The organism is Streptomyces sp. NPDC054796, from assembly GCF_053611545.1.
In genome coordinates this window covers 14528-34543 of record NZ_JBSHAO010000065.1, presented here as the reverse complement: position 1 = coordinate 34543, position 20016 = coordinate 14528, and the positions used below count along the sequence as shown (strand labels likewise).

Below are 20016 nucleotides of genomic sequence, written 5' to 3'. Positions count from 1 at the left end.
GAGGATCCTCCGGTTACCGTCGGGGTGAACGGAGGGCCCTCCGTTTCTCATTCTACGGGCGCGGCCCATGCGCCGCGCCATCGAGACGGGAAAGAGCCATGACCTCCACCGAGCGCATCACCACACCCTTCGGCGCCACCTCCACGGCCGCCGAGGTCATCGACGGCATCGACCTCACCGGGCGCCGCGCCCTCGTGACCGGCGCGTCCTCCGGCATCGGCGTCGAGACGGCCCGCGCCCTCGCGGGCGCCGGGGCCGAGGTGACCCTCGCCGTGCGCGACACGGCCGCCGGCGAGCGCACGGCGCGCGACATCTCCGCCACCACGGGGAACGCGAACCTCCGCGTCTCCCGCCTCGACCTCGCCGACCCCCGGTCGGTCGCGGCCCTCACCGGCGCGTGGGACGGGCCGCTGCACATCCTCGTCAACAACGCGGGCGTGATGGCCGCGCCCGAGACTCGCACCCCTCAGGGATGGGAGTCGCAGTTCGTCACCAACCACCTCGGCCACTTCGCGCTGGCCACGGGGCTGCATGGCGCGCTCACAGCGGCTCAGGGAGCCCGCGTCGTCTCCGTCAGCTCCAGCGGGCACCTGCGCTCGCCCGTCGTCTTCGACGACATCCACTTCCAGGAGCGCCCGTACGACCCGTGGTCGGCCTACGGGCAGTCCAAGACGGCCAACGTGCTCTTCGCCGTGGAGGCCACCAAGCGCTGGGCGTCCGACGGCATCACCGTCAACGCGCTGACGCCGGGATCGATCGCCACCAACCTCCAGCGGCACGTCTCGCAGGAGGACCTGGAGCGCATCCGGGCCCAGGCGGGCGCCACGGGACTCACGCGCAAGACGCCCGAGCAGGGCGCGGCCACATCCGTGCTGCTCGCCGCCTCGCCGCTCCTCCAGGACATCGGGGGCCGCTACTTCGAGGACTGCGCCGAGGCCCTCGACCACCAGGGGGGCTTCCTCTCCGGCGTCGCCCCGTACGCGCTCGACCCGGAGGCGGCCGGGCTGCTGTGGCAGGTCTCCGAGGACACGCTGGCCTCGGCACGCTGACGGGGCACGTGTCGGCGCGCCGCGCGTGGGGGAGTGGGGAGGTGGGGGTGAGGGAGTGCTCACGACACCGCTGTGCACGACGCTGGGCATCGAACTGCCGGTCATCCAGGCCCCGGTCGGCTCCGCGACGACGCCCGCGCTGGCCGCCGCCGTCACGGAGGCGGGCGGCATGGGAACCCTCGCGCTGACGTGGGACACCCCCGCACGGGCCGTGGCGAGGATACGCGAGGTACGACGGCGCACGGCCGGGACGTTCGGCGTCAACCTCGTGCTGGACTTCCCCGTCGAGGAGATCCTGACGGCCTGTCTCGACGAGGGGGTGCCCCTCGTCTCCACCTTCTGGGGCGACCCGGCGGGACTGCCCGACCGCGTGCACGCCGCGGGCGCGCTGCACTTCCACACCGTCGGCGGCGTCGAGGAGGCCCGCCGCGCGGCGGAGGCGGGGGCCGACGCGGTGGTGGCCCAGGGCTGGGAGGCCGGGGGCCACGTCAGGGGAGAGGTCTCCACCATGGCGCTGGTGCCCGCCGTGGTGGACGCGGTGCGGCCCCTCCCGGTCGTCGCGGCGGGCGGCATCGGCGACGGCCGGGGGCTCGCCGCCGCGCTCGCGCTCGGCGCCCAGGCGGGCTGGCTCGGCACGCGCTTCCTGACGGCGCTGGAAGCGGACACCCACCAGCGGTACCGGGCCCTGCTGCGGGACGCGACCGAGGCGGACACGGTGCACACCCGCTGCTTTGACGGTGGGTGGCCGGACGCGCCGCACCGGGCGCTGCGCAATGCGACGTCGCTCCGCTGGGAGGACGCCGGGTGTCCACGTGGTCCCGGTCGCCCCGGCGAGGGCGAGGTGGTGGCCACGGACCGGCACGGCCGTGACCACCTCCGCTACGCCGACATGGTCCCCACCGCCGACGCGACGGGGAACGTGGACGAAATGGCCCTCTACGCGGGCCAGTCCGTCGCCCTCACCACCGGCCCCCCTGCCCCGGCCGGGCGACTCGTCTCCACCCTCATCAAGGAGGCCGAAACCGCACTGGGCCCCCTCCACTGAACGCCCAGTCGGGGCGCGTACCCGGGGTGCCCTTTCGGGGTTTCGTTCGCGGCTGCGGCCCGGTGGCCGGGTTGTGCCCACCCTCCCCCAGCTACCGCTGGGAGGTGCCCCCTCGCCATGCGGAACGCCTGCCCACAACAGTGGTGGCCGGAGCCCCTCCGGCACGGTGCCGGGGCGGGTCCACGGTGCTGGCGAAGTGCCGTCCACAGCGTGGGAACAACCGGCACCGGCCACCGGCCGGGAGTTGGTCACCGGGTGGGAGGCGACGTGGTGGGGTGTCCCCGCAAGTGGTGGCGACGAGTGCCGGGGGAAACCCGTAAACGAGACCCGCCCTTGTCGCCGCCCGAGGAGACACCCCACCACGGCACCGACCCCCACCACACAGCACCCCACACGCCCACCGGCCGAAACCCGGAACCACGCGGCGCCAGCCGCGAACGCACCGCCACCACACGCCGCGCCGAAGCCACCCACCCGCACCCGAAGAACGGCGCCCCGCCACCCCACTGCGTGCAGCGGCACAAAAACCAGCGCGGGACCCTACAGCACCCACCACACCGGCCGACCGTCCCGCGCAACACCCCCGTGAAGAGGGCAACCCACCCAACGGCGAACCGCCCAGCGCAGCGCCTCAGCCGCGTGCCTGCCGCGCCGGGTCACCCTGCGAACCGGACGCGTCCAGGCCCGGCGCCGCGCGGCGGGGCAAGCGGCCCTGGGTCGCCGCCAAGGCCGCGCCCGACAGAAGCACCAGCGCCCCCACAGCCTGCATAACCCCGAACGTCTCACCGAGCAGCAACGTGCCGCACACCGTGTTGACCACCGGCACCGTGAACATCATCAGCGAGGCCGAAGCGGGGCCCACGGCGTGCACGCCGCGGTAGTAGAGGAGGTTGGCGAGGGCGGCGGCGCCCACGGCAAGGTACGCCGCGTTCGCCCAGACGCTCGCGGGCAGTTCACCCCAGCGCACGGCGGGCAGATCGGGCGCGGCGACCAAGCCGAGGAGCACCGCACCCGCGCAGGTCGCGTACGTCGTGGCGCGCAGCGGATCCGTACCGGCGAGCACACGCGGCCCGGCGAGCGTATAGGCGGCCCAGCAGACCGCGGCGAGCAGGAACAGCGCGTCCCCGGCCAGCCGGGCCGGGCTCCCGTGCGTGCTGCCGCCCGCGCCGAGGAAGAAGACCACGGCTCCCGTGACCCCCAGTCCCAGCCCGGCCAACCGCGCCCGCGAGGCCCGCTCCCGGCCCGTCACCAGCAGGAAGGCGCTCGTGAGCACCGGGCTCATGACGGGGATGAGGATGCCCGCGTCCAGGGAGGGAGCGAGGGAGAGGCCCCAGAAGAACAGGCCGTTGTACGCGAAGACCCCCAGCACGCCCGCCAGCGCCGCACGCGCCCCCGCACCCGCACCGCCGCCCCCACCCGCGCCCCCACCCCCGCGTCCGCGCCCGAAAAGCGCCAGCGCCACGAGGAGGGCGAGGGCCGCGCCTCCGAACCGCAGCAGCGCGGCCACCGGGTGCGGCACGTGCTCCACCACGGACTTGGAGCTGGAGAAGGCGCTCCCCCAGAGCACCATCGTCACGGACAGCATCAGATACGGGCTGTTCAAGCCCCTCTTCGTCGCCATGGCCCGACTCTGGCGCCCCGGACATCCGCCCGTCTTGAACGCTGGTGCGGGAGCGATAATGCGCCCATGGGATCGTCGGACGCGAGCCTGGACACGGGCCCGGACGCGGGCGGCTGGGTGCGCTACTGGCGGGACGGCGCGCGCCCCGTCGAGGCCATGCACGCGCACTTCCTGGACCACGTCTATCCGCCGCACAGCCACGACACGTACTCCTTCGGCATCACCGACGCCGGTGCCCAGCGCTTCCGTTGCCGGGGCGCAGCGCACACCAGCGGCGCCGGGATGGTGATGGCCTTCAACCCGGACGAGGTCCACGACGGGCAGGCCGCAGCCGAACTGGGCTACCGGTACCGCATCGTGCACCTCGGCCCCTCCGTGGTGAGCGAGGTGCTCGGCGACGCGACGGGCGGGCGCTCCGGCGGACTGCCGCTGTTCCGGCAGCCGGTGCTGACCGACCCCGTGCTCGCCGGTGCCCTCGCCCGCCTGCACGCCGTGCTGACCAAGGACGCGCCCGCGCTGGTGCGGGACGAACGGCTCACGGCGGCCGTCACCGCCGTCGCGCGCCGTGCCGCCGTCACCGCGCCCACCGGCCTGCTCCGGGCCCCGTCCGAGCGCGCGGGGCGCCAGGCGGCCCGCCGGGCGCGGGCGTTGCTCGACGAGACCTGTCCTGAGCCGGTGACGGCCGAGAGTCTGGCGGAGGCGGCCGGGTGCAGCCGGTTCGCGCTGTACCGCGCCTTCCGCGCCGCGTACGGCCTCGCGCCCAGCGACTACCAGCGTCAACTGCGCCTGCGCCACGCCCGTACGCTGCTCGCGGCGGGCACCCCGCCGTCCGAGGCGGCAGCGGTCACCGGCTTCGCCGACCAGGCCCATTTCAGCCGCTGGTTCCAGCGCGTCTACGGGATCACGCCCGGCACGTTCCGGCGCGCCTGAGCGGCGTCGGAGCCACGTCGGAGCACCCTCAGCGCTCCTTGCACATGCCCCTTTCGGGTCCGAGTCGGCGGCAAGGGGGTGCACAAGCGTGCGCGGGCCCCGATAGTGGGACGAGGCTCTGGGGTGCTGGACGGTGACCCCCCGGAGCGAGCGGGCCGCCGCCGCGCTCATCGGCGGCGGGCCGCGGCGAAGCCGGTTCCGCCCCCCGCCTCCGCCCTCCGTCTCCGCCCCCGTTTCCGGCCCCCACGTCAGACGACGCCCTGCGCGAGCATTGCCGCCGTGACCCGTTCGAACCCCGCGATGTTGGCGCCCAGCGCGTAGTTGCCGGGGGAGCCGTACGCCTCGGCCGTCCCGGCGCATGTGTCGTGGATGCCGTGCATGAGGTCGGCGAGCCTCTTCTCGACCTCGGCGAAGGGCCAGGTCTCGCGCCCCGCGTTCTGCCGCATCTCCAGCGCGCTGACCGCGACCCCGCCCGCGTTGGCGGCCTTCCCCGGGCCGAAGGCCACCCCGGCCTGGTGCAGCATCCGCACGGCCTCGGGCGTGGCGGGCATGTTCGCGCCCTCGGACACCGCCCGCACCCCGTTGCGGACGAGGGTGACGGCGGCGCTGGCGTCCAGCTCGTTCTGCGTGGCCGAGGGGAGGGCGACATCGACGGGCACGTCCCAGACGCTGCCGTTCGGCACATACCGCGCCGCGCCGCCGCGCCGCTGCGCGTAGTCGCTGATCCGGCCGCGTTCGGTCTCCTTGATCTGCTGGAGCAGGGGGAGGTCGATGCCCTTCTCGTCGAGCACGTAGCCGCCGGAGTCGGAGGCTGTGATCACCTGGGCGCCCAGTTCCCGCGCCTTCGCGATCGAGTGGAGTGCCACGTTCCCCGAGCCGGAGACGGAGACCCGGCTGCCCTCGAAGGACGCGCCGCGTGCCTCCAGCATGCGCGCGGCGAACAGCACGTTCCCGTAACCGGTGGCCTGTGTGCGCACGGCGGAACCGCCCCACGCGGTGCCCTTGCCGGTGAGGACGCCGGACTCCCAGCGGTTGGTGATCCTGCGGTACTGGCCGAAGAGGTAGCCGATCTCCCGGCCGCCGACGCCGATGTCGCCTGCCGGGACGTCCGTGTGCTCGCCCAGGTGCCGGTGCAGTTCGGTCATGAACGACTGGCAGAACCGCATCACTTCGGCGTCGGAGCGTCCCCTGGGCGCGAAGTCGCTGCCGCCCTTGCCGCCGCCGATGCCCAGCCCGGTGAGGGCGTTCTTGAAGATCTGCTCGAAGCCCAGGAACTTCACGACGCCCAGATCCACCGAGGGGTGGAAGCGCAGACCGCCCTTGTACGGGCCGAGCGCGCTGTTGAACTCCACGCGGAAGCCCCTGTTGACGTGTGTCGTGCCGGAGTCGTCCTGCCACGGCACGCGGAAGATGATCTGCCGTTCGGGCTCGGTGAGACGCTCGATCAGTCCCGGCTCGGCGAACTCCGGGTGCCGCTCCAGCACCGGCGCGAGCGACACCAGGACCTCGTGCACGGCCTGGTGGAACTCGCTCTCCCCGGGGTTGCGGCGCTGGATCTCCGCGTACAGGTCCTTGAGGCGGGAGTTCCGGGCGCGGGGGACGGCGGGGGCGGCGGGGGCTTCGGGGGTGAGGATGGGCATGGGCCTTCCTTCTGTGGAGCGAGCCTTCTGCGGGGAGCGGGCGGGCCGGAGGCTTTTGCGCTGCGCTGCGCTGCGCTGCGCTGCGCCGCACCGCACCGCACCGGAGCGCCCCTGCCTTCTTGCCCTCCCTCCGATTCAACAACGGAGTACGCGGCGCCGGCCGCGTCATGGTCGCCGCGGGTGATGAAGCGCGTGAAAGGGCGGCGGTGCGCGCCTCGGCAAGGGCGCCGCTCAGCCGCGGTGGTGGAGCGCGGACGCCGCCGCGCGGTCGAGAAGCTGCTCGGCCGCGCGTACCTGGCGGAACGGGGCCAGCAGTTGACGCAGCCGCTGGAAGGCGGAGTCGGCCGTGCCGGAGCGCAGGGTCGGGTAGTGGTCGAGGAACTTCCGCCAGGAGCCGCAGGCTTCCTCCACGTGCCCCGTCGCCACGAGGATCTCCGCCTTCCGCGCGTGGCTCAGGGCCAGCCCCCTGCGGTCCTCGGCGGGCCGTCGCGCCAGGGAGCGGGACAGCGCCTCGCGCGCGGCGGGGACGTCGCCCGTCTCGCGCAGGACCGCCGCGCTCTGGTACTCCAGCGCGGCGCGGGAGTAGCGCTCGAACGGGCCCCGTGCGCGCGCGTTCTCCTCCTCAGCCGCCACGGCGCTCTCCGCGCGGGCCAGGGTCTCGCGCGCCGCTGTCTCCATGCCGCAGGTCGCCTGCGTGACCGCGAGCTGCGCCAGCAGATAGGCGCTCGGCCTGCCGTACTCGCTCCCGCCGGTCTCCGCCGCGGCCACGGCCGCGTCCAGCGCCGTGCGGCGGTGCCCGAGGGCGAGGGCCTGTGCGCTCATGCCGCGCAGGGCGATGCTGCTGGCCGTGGGGTCGCCGGACTCCTGCGCCAGGCGCAGGGCCGTGAGGAAGTGGCGCTGCGCCAGCCCGTGCACCTCCGTGTCCTGATACATCCTGGCCAGCAGGAACGAGAGGTGCGACGCTTCCACCAGCAGGCCCCGGCGCACGTCCTCGCCCCTCAGCTCGCGCAGCCGGGGCGCGATGTCGTCGGCGAGATAGGCGGAGAGCGCTGAGCGCGCGTTGCCGCCGCCGTGCGCGTCGAAGGAGGCCGCGTAGAAGCGCACGGCGTAGCGCACGATGCCGAGTTCGCCGGGGGCCTCCCCGTTCTCGTTCCCGTACAGGTACAAGTACCCGTTCGTGTTCCCGCCGCCGCCCTGCCCGTTGCCGTTCCTGTTCCCGTTGACCCGCCCGTTCGTGTTGTCGCCGCCACGGCCGTGCCCCGGGGCCTTGTACGGCCGGGAACGGGGCGCGGGGACCCGGCGGCACGGCCTGATCTTCAGCGCCTCGACGAGGTCCGCCTCGCGGTAGGGCTGCTGCTGGGAGGTGAGCCTCTGGGCGGGGTCGGCGTCCGCCTCGCACAGCTCCTGAAGGCTCGTCTCGGTCCGCTGCGCGCCCATCGCGTACAACTCGTGGGGCGCGGAGGGCGTGCCGGAGCCGAATCCCGCCGCCGCGGGGGCGATGGTCCGTCCCAGGCGCCTGGTCAGCGCCTCCGCCACCAGCTCGGGCACCGGGGGGTTGGGCTGGGTGCCGCTGAGCCAGTGCGCCACGGCGGTGCGGTCGTAGCTCAGCTCCATGTTGACCTCGGACGCGAGCGCGTTCACGGCTCGTGCGAGCGAGACCTGGGTCCAGCGGGCCTCGGCCAGCAGGGTCCGTAGCCGGGTGTTGGGACGTCGGGGTGACGGCACTGTTGCTCTCCTGGGGGAACGGCTGTGGGGGACGCGTACGGGGAGGCCGTACGTCCGCTTTCCGTGACGGCGCCCCGTCACGCGGTATCGGCGAAGAGAGCGGGGGAGGCCGGCGGAGGGCGACGCTCCGGGTACCTTCCACCGCTTCCCGCTCCGGATATGCGCGTGGGACCCGTATGCGGGAGAGAGAGTGTGGGCACCAGTGAATTCCTGTGAGTCGCTTGAATGTCAGCAGCTTGCGCACCACGTGACGGGGCCCAGGAATTCCCCCGAGGTTTCTGCCGTGAGCGGCGGGGCGCCGGAGCGCCGAGAGCCGGATCATCTGTCCGGCTCGGAACCGTCGGCCCCCACTGGCGTATTTCACGGGAGAGGAGGGCGAAGTCAGCGGTTCCATCAACGCAATCACGAATCAAGGGGATTGGGAACCACGCCTGGGGGGCGGGCTGCGTGAAAGCGTTGAATTTTGCGGTTCTCCGTCGGGTTACCCGCTCGGTCGCCGTCGGTTCTCCGGCCTCTTCCGACGGGCGCTATGGGTCAGTTCACGGACGGCGGCGCGAAGGAGGCGCGCAGGTAAGAGGCGTCCAGCGGGCGGGGTTCGGGGGCGCCCAGCGCCGTGCACCGGCTCCTGTCGTAGGTGCGGTGCAAACACGCGTAGGCGGCTACACCGGCGCTCTCCCGCATCAGCGCGCGCTCCAACGAACTTCTCCGCGCGCCCCCTGCACGCCCGCGCCCTTCGTACCCCCGTTCCCGCCCCTCGCCGTCGAGCCGCAGCCGCAGCCACGGCGTGTGGTGCGTCAGCGCCTCCAGCAGGCTCTGGACGGGGGTCTGGCGCGGATGGACCACGTGATACGTCGTCACTCCGCCCCCGCCTTCGCCCCGGTCCGCGCCCCCGGCGCGGGAGGCGGCGGCCTGGCCGAGGCCGATGTGGAGCATCGTCTCCGCCGCGTCCTGCACCGGCAGGATGTTCATGTGCGCGTCCGGATCCCCGGGCATGCGGGCCGTCAGCACGCCGTCGCGCACCGCACCGGAGCGCGCGGCGGGAAGCGCCGGCAGCCTTCGGCCCAGCATGGCCAGCCTGGCCGCCAGCACACTGTGCGGGCCCCGTGGCGCGCCCGGCCGCGGGGGTCTGTGATCCGTCAGCACGCTCGGGCGGAAGACGGTGACGCCGCCGCCGACCTCCTTGGCCAGGCCGCGCACCAGCCGCTCGGCGCGGTGCTTGGAGCCCTCGTACTCCGTCAGAAAGCCCTCGCCGCCCCCGATGTCGTCCTCGGCCACGTGCCCGTGCGTCAGCGCGCCCGCCACATAGGCGGTGCTGGTGTGCAGCAGGTGGGGGCGGCGCGGGGCTGTCGCCGCGAAGCGCAGCATGTGACGGGTGCCCTCCACGTTGACGCGGTCCAGCGCGGAGGGGCGGTGCACCAGGCGGATGTCGCCCGCCATGTGCCATACGGAGTCGGCGTGCCGCGCCAGTTCGCGGTAGGCGCGAGAGGACAGGCCCAGGTGCGGGTCGGTGAGGTCGGCGCGCACGGTGCTGACCCGTTCGCGCAGGTCACGGGGCAGCGGTACCCCCGTGGCCCGCAGCGCCGTCGCCAGCCGGGCCGCCGCGAGGCCGGGCTCCTGGCGGGTCAGCGCCACCACGGAGGTGTTCGCGTTCCGCAGCAGCATTCCGGCAAGCACGTGTGAGCCGAGAAAACCGGTGGCACCCGTCATCACCACAGTCCCGGAGGCGCCGTTCGTCGTTCCGGTGTCCCGCATGCGCGTTTCCCCTCTTCCCCTCTTCGTCTCTTCGTCGCCCCTGTGGCAGAAGTGCTGCTGAGGATTGATCGGCGACAACACGCTGTCAAGCAGGAGAAAGCGCGCAACAGAGGTATGGAGGAATTCACTCCAGGGAAATTCCGGCCGTCCGTGGAAAGCGTGGTACGACCGGCCCACGCGGGTGCGTGTCTTGGCCGTCGAGGACTTTCCCGCTGCTAGTTTCGCTGTTGGCGGCGCGATCTTTCGTTCCGTCGTAATCCCGTGCGTCCAGGAAATGTGGAGTTCGCGATGGTGGACATGTACCGCACGCTGGAGGAGCAGATCACCCAGCACTTCAACGTCCCGGCGGAGGAGCTGAGCCCGCAGACCACGCTCGTCGAGGCGGGTCTCGATTCGCTGGCGCTGCTGGAGCTGATGACGATCCTGGAGAGCGAGTACGGGCGCTCGGTGGCGATGGAGGACGACGCTCCCGGCCCCCACAGCACGCTGGGCGAGGTGGCGGCCTGGCTGGAGGAGGCGTTCGCGCCCGAGGAACTGGGCGGCCTCGAATTCGTCCCGGCCCCCGCGGCCGGTGCCGAGCAGACCGCTCCGTGAAGCGGGACGCCGTGGTGGTCACCGGGCTCGGCCTGGTGACCCCCGCCGGGACGGGCGCCGAGGAGAACTGGCACACCCTGTGCGCGGGGGTCTCCACGGCGCGCACCGACCCGCTGCTGGCGGGCATGCCCGTCGGCTTCTCCTGCCAGGTACCGGACTTCGACCCGGTGCGCGACGTGGGGCGTGCCGCCTGGCGGATGGACCGCTTCGTCCAACTGGCGGTGTGCGCGGCGCGTCAGGCCGTCGCCGACGCCGGCCTGGACACCGGCTCCTGGGACGGCACCCGCGTGGGCGTCGTCATCGGGGTGGGCGCGACGAGCATGGAGACCTGGCGCGTGGAGTTCGCGCACCTGGAGGCGGGACGGCTGCGCCGGGTCTCCCCCCTCGCGATGCCGCGCAGCGTGCCGAACATGGCGGCCGGCGAGGTGGGCATCGACCTGGGCGCGCAGGGCCCCAACCTGGCGGTCAGCACCGCCTGCGCCTCGGGCGCCACCGCCATCGGCACGGCCAAGGCCCTTCTCCAGGCGGACGCCTGCGACATCGTCATCGCGGGCGGCAGCGAGTCCCCGCGGAACAGCGCCATGACGGGGCTCTGCTTCTCGCGGATGACGGCGCTGTCCGCGCGCGGGGACGATCCGGCCACCGCCTCCCGTCCCTTCGACGCGGACCGCGACGGCTTCGTCCTCGGCGAGGGCGCCGGGCTGCTCGTGCTGGAGCGCGCGGAAGGGGCACGCGCGCGCCGCGCGCCCGTACGGGCCAGGCTGGCCGGGTACGGGCTGTCAGCCGACGCGCACCATCCCACCGCACCCGAGCCGCGGGGCGAGGGGCTGGAGCGGGCGCTGCGCGCGGCGCTCGGCGACGCCGGGATGACCCCGGCCGACATCGGCCACGTCAACGCGCACGGTACGGCCACGCGCACCAACGACGCCGTCGAGGCCAGGGTGCTGAGCCGCGTCTTCCCCGCCGCGCCGCCGGTCACCGCGTCCAAGAGCGTCATCGGGCACGCCATCGGCGGCGCGGGGGGCATCGAGGCGGCCTTCAGCGTGCTGGCCCTGGAGCACCAGCTCGTGCCGCCGACCGCCAACCTCGACCGCCTCGACCCGGACATGGACCTCGACGTCGTCGCCAAGGCGCCCCGGCCGGTGCGGATGGAGGCCGTCGCCTCCAACTCCCTCGGCTTCGGCGGCCAGAACGCGGCCCTGGTCTTCTCCGCGCCCTGACCCCGGCTGTGCCGATGCCGGTGGCTGGGCCGGTCGCTACGAGGTGTAGTCCGCGTTGACGCGGATGTACCCCTCTGTCAGATCGCAGCCGTAGACGGTGCAGGTGGCGTCGCCGAGGCCGAGGGAGACGGTGATGTCGACCTCGTCCCGCCGCATGGCGGCGACGAGCCGGTCGAGGGTGTCGGCGCCGGGTTCCTCGGGATAGACCTCGGTCTCCCCGAAGGACACGGTCACCAGGCCGGGGTCGATGTCCATGTCGTCGGTGTTCTTGCCGACGGCCATGACGACGCGGCCCCAGTTCGGGTCGGCGCCGTGCACCGCGGCCTTCACCAGGGGCGAGTTCACGACGCTCTTCGCGACGCGCCTGGCCTGCTCCGCGTCCCTGGCCCGGCCGACCGTCACGCGCAGGAGCTTGGTGGCGCCCTCGCCGTCGCGGGCCAGCTGGGTGGTCAGGTCCAGGCACAGGCCGGCCAGCGCGTCGGCGAACTCCGCCTCTTCGACGGGTCCCGCGGCGCCGTTGGCGATCAGGGCCACGGTGTCCGAGGTGGAGGTGTCGGTGTCCACGCTCAGACAGTGGAAGCTCTTGTCGACGGCTGCACGGAGAGCGGCGTCGGACTGGGCCGGGGACAGCTCCGCGTCGGTGAAGACGTAGGCGAGCATGGTGGCCATGTCGGGCTCCAGCATGCCGACGCCCTTGGCGACGCCGACGACGCGGGCGCGGCCCACGGTCCGCACGGCCGTCTTGGGCCGGGTGTCGGTGGTCATCATCGCGCGGGCCACGTCGAGGGGCCCGGCGTCGAACGCCGAGGGGCCGCGCCGCGTGGCCTCGTCCAGATGCGTGCGGAGCGCTTCCATCGGCAGCGGGCGCCCGATCACGCCCGTCGAGCCGAGCAGCACCTCGTCCTCCGGTATGCCGAGGATCCCGGCGATGCGGTGCACGACCTCGGCGGCGTTCTCCTCGCCCTGGCGCCCCGTGGCGACGTTGGCGTTCTGCGCCAGCGTGCCCAGCGCCCTGACGCGCTGCCCGGCGGCGTTGACGCGGCCGAGCCGCACGGCGGGGCCCGCGAAGCGGCTCCGGGTGAACATCGCGGCGCTGACGGCGGGCCTGTCCGACGCCACGACCGAGACATCGTCCCCCTGGTCGCGCAGCCCCGCGTGCCCCGTGTAGGCGCGGAAGCCCTCCGGCCAGGTCAGTGGGGGTTCGTCGGGTGATGCTGCATGAGTATGTGACATGTGGAATAGATTTACAGTGGGGCTCGTGGCGTGTCCACTCTTTTTCATGTGACCGGGCCAGACCGGGCCAGGGGAGGGGGAGTGGACGGCACGGTAATGAACGGGCGTCACAGGGGCACCGTGCTGGTAGGAATCGGCCGGGGTGCCGCAGGGCACCGGCGCGCGGAGCGGATGCGGAGGACGCGAGGCAGATGGGTGTGAAGAACGAGAGGGAAGCCACGGCAGGGGAGCACGGCGCGTACGGCGTCGGCGGGCCGCTGTCGGGATGCGTCGCGCTGGTGACGGGTGCCTCCAGCGGCATCGGAGCCGCCACGGCCTCCGCGCTCGCCCGCCAGGGCGCCACCCTGGCGCTGGCGGCGCGGCGCACGGACCGGCTGGAGGAGCTGACCGGTGTGCTCAGCGGCCAGGGCGCCACGGCCGTGCCGCTCACCGCCGATCTGCGCGACGCCGGGCAGGCGCGGCGGGCCGTCGCGGAGACCGTGGAGCGCCTGGGGCGGCTCGACGTGCTGGTGAACAACGCGGGTTACGGGGCGCGCAGCGCCGTGGAGGAGAGCGACCCGGAGGACTGGGACAGGATGGTCGACCTCAACCTCAAGGCCGTGCTGGCCACGTCGCGAGCCGCCCTTCCCCATCTCCTCGGCGCCGTCGCCGACGGCCCGCGCGGGGTCGCCGACCTCGTGACCGTCAGCTCGGTCGCGGGCCGCGTGCCACGCAAGAACAACAGCGTGTACTCGGCGACGAAGCACGCGGTCGGCGCGTTCAGCGAGGCGCTGCGGCAGGAGGTGACGACGCGCGGGGTGCGGGTCGGCCTCGTCGAACCGGGCATGACCCGGACCGAGATGACCATGGGAGCCGCCTCCTCGGCCTCGGCCGCGCGCGGCATGCCGGAGGAGACATGGCTGAGGGCCGACGACATCGCGCGAGCCGTCCTCTTCATGGTCACCCAGCCCGCGCACGCGGCGGTCAACGAGATCATGGTGCGCCCGACGGCCCAGGAGCACTGACCGCCCCCCCGCTGGAGCGCCGGAGCGCCGGGCCGCTGTCCGAGCGGCCCGGCGCCCCGTGTGCTTCCGGCCCCGACGCAGGTCAGCGGCTGCTGTGGAAGGGCGTGCGGCGGCCCCCGTCGGCGTGCGGGGGAGCGGCCGGGGCGCCATCGGCCGGTGCGGCACCGGAGCCCCTCGCCGGGTTCCCCTCCCCGCCCTCCAGGGCGCTCCCGGCCTCGCGTCCCTCGCGTCCCTCGTGCTCGGGTTCCCGCAGCGCCCCGTTCGCCCCGTTCGCGCCGTCCGTACGGCGGACCGACACCGGGCAGACCATGCGGCGCCCGTACCCCACCCTCCGCTCGGGCCCGGTGAGGCGGAGCGCGAGCCGCCGGCGGACGTCGGCGCTGGAAGCCGCGAGCCGCAGCTCCAGCGCACCGGGCTCGACGACGCGGTGCCCCTCGCGCACCGTGTACGAGGCGAGGTCGGGGTGGAAGGCGAAGCGCACCTCGGCGGACTCGCCGGGGGCGAGCGGGACCCGCGCGTAGCCGACGAGCCGCTGCACGGGGCGGGCCGTGCGGGCCACCGGGTCGTGCAGATAGAGCTGCACGACCTCGGTGCCCGCGCGCTCGCCCGTGTTCGTGACGGTGACCCGCACCGTCGCCTCCTCGTCCGTGTCCAGCGGCACTTCGCCGACCGCTTCACCCCGTACGCGCCCGCTCTCGCTCTCGCCCTCGCCGCCGTCCGATTCCGGCGCGACGACGGCCGCGTCCCGCCAGTGGAAGTCGGTGTAGGACAGGCCGTGCCCGAACGGGTAGAGCGGGGTCGGGTCGAGCGAGCTGGCCTCGCCGCGGTGGCCGAGCGGCGGGGCGAGGTACGTCCACGGCTGCCCGCCGGGCCCGTACGGCACGCTGACCGGCAGCCTGCCCGACGGGTTCACGCGTCCGGCCAGCACACCGGCCAGCGCGGTGCCGCCCTCCTCGCCGGGGAAGAACGCCTGCACGACCGCGGCGGCACCATGGCCCGCGCCGCGCCCCGCGCCCTGCTCCGTAGCCGCCGCGTACCGGCCCAGCGCGTAGGGACGGCCCGACAGCACGACGAGCACGAGCGGCGTACCGGTGGCGAGCAGCGCCTCCACCAACGCGCCCTGGCTGCCCGGCAGGTCGAGGTCGGGCGCATCGCAGCCCTCGCCCGAGGTGCCCCGCCCGAAGAGCCCGGAGCGGTCCCCGACGACGGCCACGCACACCTCGGCCTCACTGGCCAGCGCGACGGCCTCGGCGAGCTGTCCCGCGGCGGCGTCCGCGTCCGGGCCTGGCGCGGCGGAGGCATTGCCCGTCGCGGGGCCCGGCGGCGGGCAGCCCGGCGCGTGGGTGATCTCCGCGTCCGGCAGCGCGTCCCGCAGGGCGGCGAGCAGCGTCGGGATCTCCACGCCCAGTGGCAGTCCGGGGTGCTCGACGCCGACGTGACGGGGGAAGGTGTAGCAGCCGAGCATCGCGGCGGGGTCGTCGGCCTGTGGCCCGATGACGGCGATGCGGCTGCCGGGGCGCGCGGTCAGCGGCAGCACACCGCCGTCGTCGGCGAGCAGCACCACGGACTCCTCGGCCAACTGCCGTGCCACGTCCCGCATCTCCGCCGGATCCAGGTCCAGGTCCGCGTCCGCGTCCGCGTCGGAACCGGGGTCGGCCCCGGACGCGACCCCGGGGCGCGGGTCCCAGCCCGGATCGAGCATGCCCAGCGCGCACTTCTGGCCGAGCACCCGCGCCAGCGCGCGGTCCACCAGGGCCTCCGCCACCTCGCCCGCCCGTACCGCCTCCCGCAGCGGTTCCCCGTAGCAGCGCACGGCGGGCAGTTCCACGTCCACGCCGGCCGACAGCGCGAGCGCGGCGGCCTCGCGGGGCGATCCGGCCACCCCGTGGGCGAGTTCGAGGAAGGAGACGCCGAAGTAGTCGGCCACGACCGTGCCGGTGAACCCCCACTCCTCGCGGAGCAGCCCCGTCAGCAGCGAGGGGTCGGCGGCGGCGGGGACGCCGTCGATGTCGTTGTAGGCGTGCATCACGGAGCGGGCGCCGCCGTCGCGCAGGGCGAGTTCGAAGGGCGGCAGCACCACGTCGGCCAGCTCGCGCGGGCCTGCCGCGACGGGCGCGTGGTTACGGGCGCCGCGCGAGCCCGCGTACCCAGCGAAGTGCTTGAGCGTCGCGATGACACCGCTGTCCTCCAGGCCCCGCACATACGCCGTGCCGACGGTCGCGACCAGGTACGGATCCTCGCTGACGGACTCCTCCGTACGGCCCCAGCGGGGGTCGCGCACCACGTCGAGCACCGGCGAGAGGCCCTGGTGGACGCCGGCCGCGCGCAGCGAGGCGCCGATCAGCCCGGCGGCCCGGCCCACGAGTGCGGGGTCGAAGGAGGCACCCCAGGCGAGCGGGGTGGGGAAGACGGTCGCGCCCCAGGTGGTGAAGCCCGTGAGGCACTCCTCGTGGGCGATCGCCGGAATGCCGAAGCGGTTCCCGGCCATGACGCGGGCCTGGGTGGCGGCCAGCGCGCGCACGCCCTCGGCCGCCGTCACCGGCGCGGTGCCGAACGGGCGCGTCAACTGGCCCAGCCCGTGCGGGAGCAGCGCGTCGAGCCCGCCGTGCGGGGAGGCGGCCGTCACCTCGTGCTGGAGCGGCGCGACGTCCTCGCCCTCCGCGTCGGCGCCCGGCCACACGCTGGAGAGCTGGGCGAGCTTCTCCTCCAGCGTCATCCGGGAGATCAGGTCGCGGACGCGGTCGGCCGCGGGCTGCGAGATGTCCCGCCAGGGGCCGTCGGTCTCGTGGTGCATGGGACTCCTGTCCGGCTGGTTTCGCGCGGTTTTCCCGCTCTTCCCGCTCATTTGCCGCCGACGCCCATCAGGCCGCTGACGAGCTGGCGGCGGGCGAAGAGGTAGACGGTGAAGAGGGGCACGATGGAGAGGACGACGGCGGCGAGCAGTGCCGGGATGTCCACCCGGAACTGGCCGACGAAGTCGTACAGGCCGAGGGTCAGCACGCGGGTGCCGGGCGACTGGGTGAGGATGAGGGGGAAGAGGAAGTTGTTCCACGCCTGGAGCGCCGCGTAGACGCCGACGGTGGAGATCCCGGACCGGCACAGCGGTACGACCAGTTGCCACAGGATCCGCGCGGGACCCGCGCCGTCCAGGGCCATCGACTCGTACATCTCCTCGTCGATGTCGCGCATCGTGCCCGTCAGGACGAGGACGCTCACCGGCAGCGAGAACGCGGCGGTGGGCAGGATGACGGCGAGCAGGCTGTCGTACAGGTGCAGTTGGGTGATGACCAGGTACACGGGCACGATCACGGCCTGTGCGGGGATCGCGAGGCCGAGCAGGAAGACCTGGAAGATCCGCCGGGAGAAGCGGCTCCTGTTGCGCACCACGGTGTAGCCCACCGTCACCGCGAGCACGAGGACGATCGCGACGGAGGCGGCGGTGACGACGGCGGTGTTGGCGAGGTAGCGCAGGAAGTCGCTGCCGAGGACGCGCTCGTAGTTGTCGAGCGTGGGGTCGCCCGGCAGGGAGAGGGGGCCGTTGTCGAGGTAGTCGTCGCGGCTGCGGAAGGTGGAGCCGACGAGCGCGTACAGCGGCAGCCCGACGATCCCCAGCCACAGCAGCGCGCCGATACCCGCCGGGATGTTGGGACGGCTCCGGCGGGGGCCTCGGCGTCGGCCTCCGCGGGTGCCGGGCGGCGTGCCGGAGCCGGGTGGCCGGGCGTCCTCCGTACGGGCGGCGCGGTGCAGCACGTCGGTCACATCCCCTCCCGGGTGCTGCGCATGGCGCCGAAGCCGGTCAGCCGCACGAGGAGCAGCGAGACGCCGGTGGCGACCACGACCAGGGTCGTGGCGACGGCGCTGGCGTAGCCCATGTCGAAGGCGTCGAAGCCGGTCTTGTACATGAGGTAGGGCACGATCGTGGTGTCCGTTCCGGGGCCGCCCTGGGTGAGGATGAGCACGGTGTCGAAGAACGTCAGCGCGCCGACGACCATCAGGACGGACGAGGTGATCACGGTGTTGCGCAACTGGGGCAGCGTGATGTGGAAGAACTGCCGCACGGTGCCCGCCCCGTCGATGCGCGCAGCGTCGTAGAGGGACGCGGGGATCTGGCGGGTGCCGCCCTGGTAGAGCAGCGTGTGGAACGGGATGAACTGCCAGGACGCGACGAAGAGCACCGCCGCGAAGGCGCCCTGCGGATCGCCCAGCAGATCGCCGTCGGCGAAGCCGATCCAGGGCCCGATGTCCCCGATGATCCCGAAGTTGGGGTCCAGCAGCGACTTCCACAGCAGGGCCAGCGCGACGGAGGAGGCGAGCAGCGGCAGGAAGAACACCGCGCTCAGCACGGCGCGGGCCCGCTGCCGCCCCGCCGCCCAGACGCCGAGCAGCAGGGCCAGCGGCGTCTGGACGAGCCAGGAGAGCGCGGTCAGCAGCAGGCTGAGCCAGACGGCCTGACGCATCGTCGGGTCGTTCCACAGCCGGGACCAGTTGGCGCCCCCGCTCCAGGAGGGCACGCCGATCCCGTCCCAGGAGGTGAGGGAGAGCAGAGCCACCAGGCCCATCGGCAGCATGGCGAACAGGGTGAAGAAGACCAGCCCCGGCAGCGCCCACAGGGTGCCGGGGCGCCCCGCGCCACCGGGGTGCGCCACGACGGCGGGAAGCGGCATCACAGGCCCTTCATGGCGGTGACGAACTCCCGCGCCGTGGACTGTCCGTTGAAGAGCTTCTGGATCTGGGTGAGCATCGCGCTGGACTGCTCGGCCGGGAGCGCCTGGTCCCAGGAGAGGGTGAAGTGCGGTGCCTGGTCGACCATGTCGTACTGGAACTGCGCGTACCCCGGGTTCTCGTGGGCGCCGAGCCGGGAGCCCGCGTCCCGGGTGGTCGGCACGTCGCCGTTGGCGATGAGGTCGTCGGCGTACTTGTCCTCGGCCGCCATCTTGACGAAGTCGAGCGCGGCCTCGCGCTCCTCGGCCTTCTTGTTGACGGACCAGTAGTTGGTGGGGTTGCCGACGACGTTCTTCGGGTCGCCCTCTCCTTCGGGGTAGGCGGGGAAGGAGGTCCAGCCGAGCCCGGACTTGGCGAACTCGGGCTGGTTCGCCTTCTGGTTGGCGTACTCCCAGCTCCCCATGAGGTGCATGGCGGCGCGGTCCTTGGCGAAGAGGGTGGAGGCGCCGTCGGCGGTGTAGTTGACGGAGGAGAAGTTCTTGCCGAACGCGCCCCGGTCGACGAGGTCCTCGATGGTCTGCGCGGTCTTGAGCACCGCCGGGTCGCCCCAGCCGCTCATGTCCCCGTCCTGGATCTTCTGGAAGACCTCGGGCCCGCCGATGCGGTCGAGCAGGTACTCCACCCACATCAGCTCGGGCCAGGCTTCCGAGCCCGCGAGCGCGAACGGGGTCACGCCCTCCTTCTTGAACGTCCCGATGAGGGAGATCAGGTCGTCCCAGGAGCGGGGCGGTTCGGCGTCGGCCTTCTTGAAGACGTCCTTGTTGTAGAAGAGCATCACGGGCTGCATGCCGCGCATCGGCACGCCGTAGAGCTTCTTGTCCACCTTGCCCGCGTCGAGGATCGGCTGGAGGAACGCGTCCTTCAGCTCGGCGTCCTTGGCCAGTTCGGGGCCGAGGTCGACGAGCATGTCCTTGTCGACGAAGCTGGCGATGCTGCCGCCGCCCCAGTTGAAGAACACGTCGGGAGCGTTCGGGGTGCCCATGGCGGTACGCAGCTTGTCCTGGTAGTTGTCGCCGGGCACCTTGGTCAGTTCGGCCTTGACGTCGGAGTGCTTGTTGAAGCGCTTGACGACTTCCTCCTGCACCTTGGCCGAGGCGTCCCCGTAGACCCAGACGTCGAGCTTCCCCTCGCCGCCGGCCCCCGCGGGACCGCTGCTGCCGCAGCCCGCCAGGGCCGAGGCGCTGAGAAGCGCCGCCGTGAGCACGGAGAGGCCCCGTCCGCGCCGTCGAGACAGATTGGTCCGCATGCCAGCACACCTTCCGGAAGAATCCCGAGAATTCTCGGTCGATGCCGCTGGAAGTTACGGAGAGGCGCGGGAGTTGTCAACGCTTAGGACGTGATCGGGCCGCGCGGGGCACGTGAGGCCACGCGGGGCGCGGGGCAGGGGTGGACGCGAAAGCGGCGCGGGGCGCGCCGTCGCCCGGCGCGGACACGGGCCGACGGGGCCGAGGCGCGCCGACGTGACCCGGGCACGCCGACGC

Annotated in this window: 15 protein-coding genes; 6 read left to right on the top strand and 9 right to left on the bottom strand. The window is 73.4% G+C overall.

Translation table 11 applies throughout. The annotated features are described in order from the left end of the window. Positions 1-98 precede the first annotated feature (98 nt). Together ACWGJ2_RS34770 and ACWGJ2_RS34765 are read left to right on the top strand one after the other, a co-directional pair. The gene (locus ACWGJ2_RS34770; RefSeq protein WP_453350339.1) at positions 99-1049 is read left to right on the top strand and encodes an SDR family NAD(P)-dependent oxidoreductase; all 951 of its coding nucleotides are present in this window, start codon (positions 99-101) and stop codon (positions 1047-1049) included. A 55-nt stretch (positions 1050-1104) separates the two neighbouring features. Then, positions 1105-2094, top strand: coding sequence for an NAD(P)H-dependent flavin oxidoreductase (locus ACWGJ2_RS34765; protein ID WP_453350338.1), 990 nt, complete (start codon positions 1105-1107; stop codon positions 2092-2094). A gap of 631 nt (positions 2095-2725) precedes the next feature. Here the strand turns inward: ACWGJ2_RS34765 and ACWGJ2_RS34760 are convergent. Continuing rightward, complete coding sequence (locus ACWGJ2_RS34760; RefSeq protein WP_453350337.1) at positions 2726-3715, bottom strand: DMT family transporter; 990 nt, start codon at positions 3713-3715, stop codon at positions 2726-2728. Positions 3716-3781: 66 nt separating this feature from the next. Between ACWGJ2_RS34760 and ACWGJ2_RS34755 the strand changes: the two genes are divergently transcribed. After that, positions 3782-4645, top strand: a complete 864-nt coding sequence (locus tag ACWGJ2_RS34755) for an AraC family transcriptional regulator (protein WP_453350336.1) — start codon at positions 3782-3784, stop codon at positions 4643-4645. Between the two features lie 248 nt (positions 4646-4893). Here the strand turns inward: ACWGJ2_RS34755 and gdhA are convergent, their stop codons facing one another. From gdhA to ACWGJ2_RS34740, 3 genes are all read right to left on the bottom strand, one after another. Next, entirely contained in the window at positions 4894-6285 is a 1392-nt protein-coding gene (gene gdhA / locus ACWGJ2_RS34750; protein WP_453350335.1) for an NADP-specific glutamate dehydrogenase, read from the bottom strand. A 231-nt stretch (positions 6286-6516) separates the two neighbouring features. Beyond that, complete coding sequence (locus ACWGJ2_RS34745) at positions 6517-8010, bottom strand: tetratricopeptide repeat protein (protein WP_453350334.1); 1494 nt, start codon at positions 8008-8010, stop codon at positions 6517-6519. A gap of 534 nt (positions 8011-8544) precedes the next feature. Then, the gene (locus tag ACWGJ2_RS34740) at positions 8545-9762 is read right to left on the bottom strand and encodes an SDR family oxidoreductase (protein ID WP_453350333.1); all 1218 of its coding nucleotides are present in this window, start codon (positions 9760-9762) and stop codon (positions 8545-8547) included. A 288-nt stretch (positions 9763-10050) separates the two neighbouring features. Between ACWGJ2_RS34740 and ACWGJ2_RS34735 the strand changes: the two genes are divergently transcribed. Further along, on the top strand, positions 10051-10356 hold the full coding sequence (locus ACWGJ2_RS34735) for an acyl carrier protein (protein ID WP_453350332.1): 306 nt from the start codon (positions 10051-10053) through the stop codon (positions 10354-10356). Then, entirely contained in the window at positions 10353-11576 is a 1224-nt protein-coding gene (locus ACWGJ2_RS34730) for a beta-ketoacyl-[acyl-carrier-protein] synthase family protein (RefSeq protein WP_453350331.1), read from the top strand. Before ACWGJ2_RS34735 ends, ACWGJ2_RS34730 begins: the two co-directional genes overlap by 4 nt. A gap of 36 nt (positions 11577-11612) precedes the next feature. Here ACWGJ2_RS34730 and argJ read toward each other — a convergent pair whose 3' ends face one another. Then, positions 11613-12809 carry a bifunctional glutamate N-acetyltransferase/amino-acid acetyltransferase ArgJ gene (gene argJ, locus ACWGJ2_RS34725; RefSeq protein ID WP_453350330.1) on the bottom strand — a complete coding sequence of 399 codons (1197 nt, stop codon included), beginning with the start codon at positions 12807-12809 and terminating at the stop codon, positions 11613-11615. 191 nt (positions 12810-13000) lie between these two features. On the opposite strand from argJ, the gene ACWGJ2_RS34720 reads away from it, so the two are divergent. After that, a complete protein-coding gene (locus ACWGJ2_RS34720; protein ID WP_453350329.1) occupies positions 13001-13813 on the top strand; it encodes an SDR family oxidoreductase in 813 nt (270 codons plus the stop codon). A gap of 82 nt (positions 13814-13895) precedes the next feature. Here ACWGJ2_RS34720 and ACWGJ2_RS34715 read toward each other — a convergent pair whose 3' ends face one another. From ACWGJ2_RS34715 to ACWGJ2_RS34700, 4 genes are read right to left on the bottom strand one after another with little or no spacing between them, the layout of a single operon-like run. Further along, entirely contained in the window at positions 13896-16607 is a 2712-nt protein-coding gene (locus ACWGJ2_RS34715) for a beta-xylosidase/alpha-l-arabinosidase (protein ID WP_453350328.1), read from the bottom strand. 47 nt (positions 16608-16654) lie between these two features. Further along, positions 16655-17572 (bottom strand): carbohydrate ABC transporter permease, encoded by a 918-nt coding sequence (locus ACWGJ2_RS34710; RefSeq protein WP_453350327.1) that lies wholly within the window; start codon positions 17570-17572, stop codon positions 16655-16657. Further along, on the bottom strand, positions 17569-18477 hold the full coding sequence (locus tag ACWGJ2_RS34705) for a carbohydrate ABC transporter permease (RefSeq protein WP_453350326.1): 909 nt from the start codon (positions 18475-18477) through the stop codon (positions 17569-17571). Before ACWGJ2_RS34705 ends, ACWGJ2_RS34710 begins: the two co-directional genes overlap by 4 nt. Then, positions 18477-19781 (bottom strand): ABC transporter substrate-binding protein, encoded by a 1305-nt coding sequence (locus ACWGJ2_RS34700; RefSeq protein WP_453350325.1) that lies wholly within the window; start codon positions 19779-19781, stop codon positions 18477-18479. The genes ACWGJ2_RS34705 and ACWGJ2_RS34700 overlap by 1 nt, the downstream gene beginning before the upstream one ends. Positions 19782-20016 lie beyond the last annotated feature (235 nt).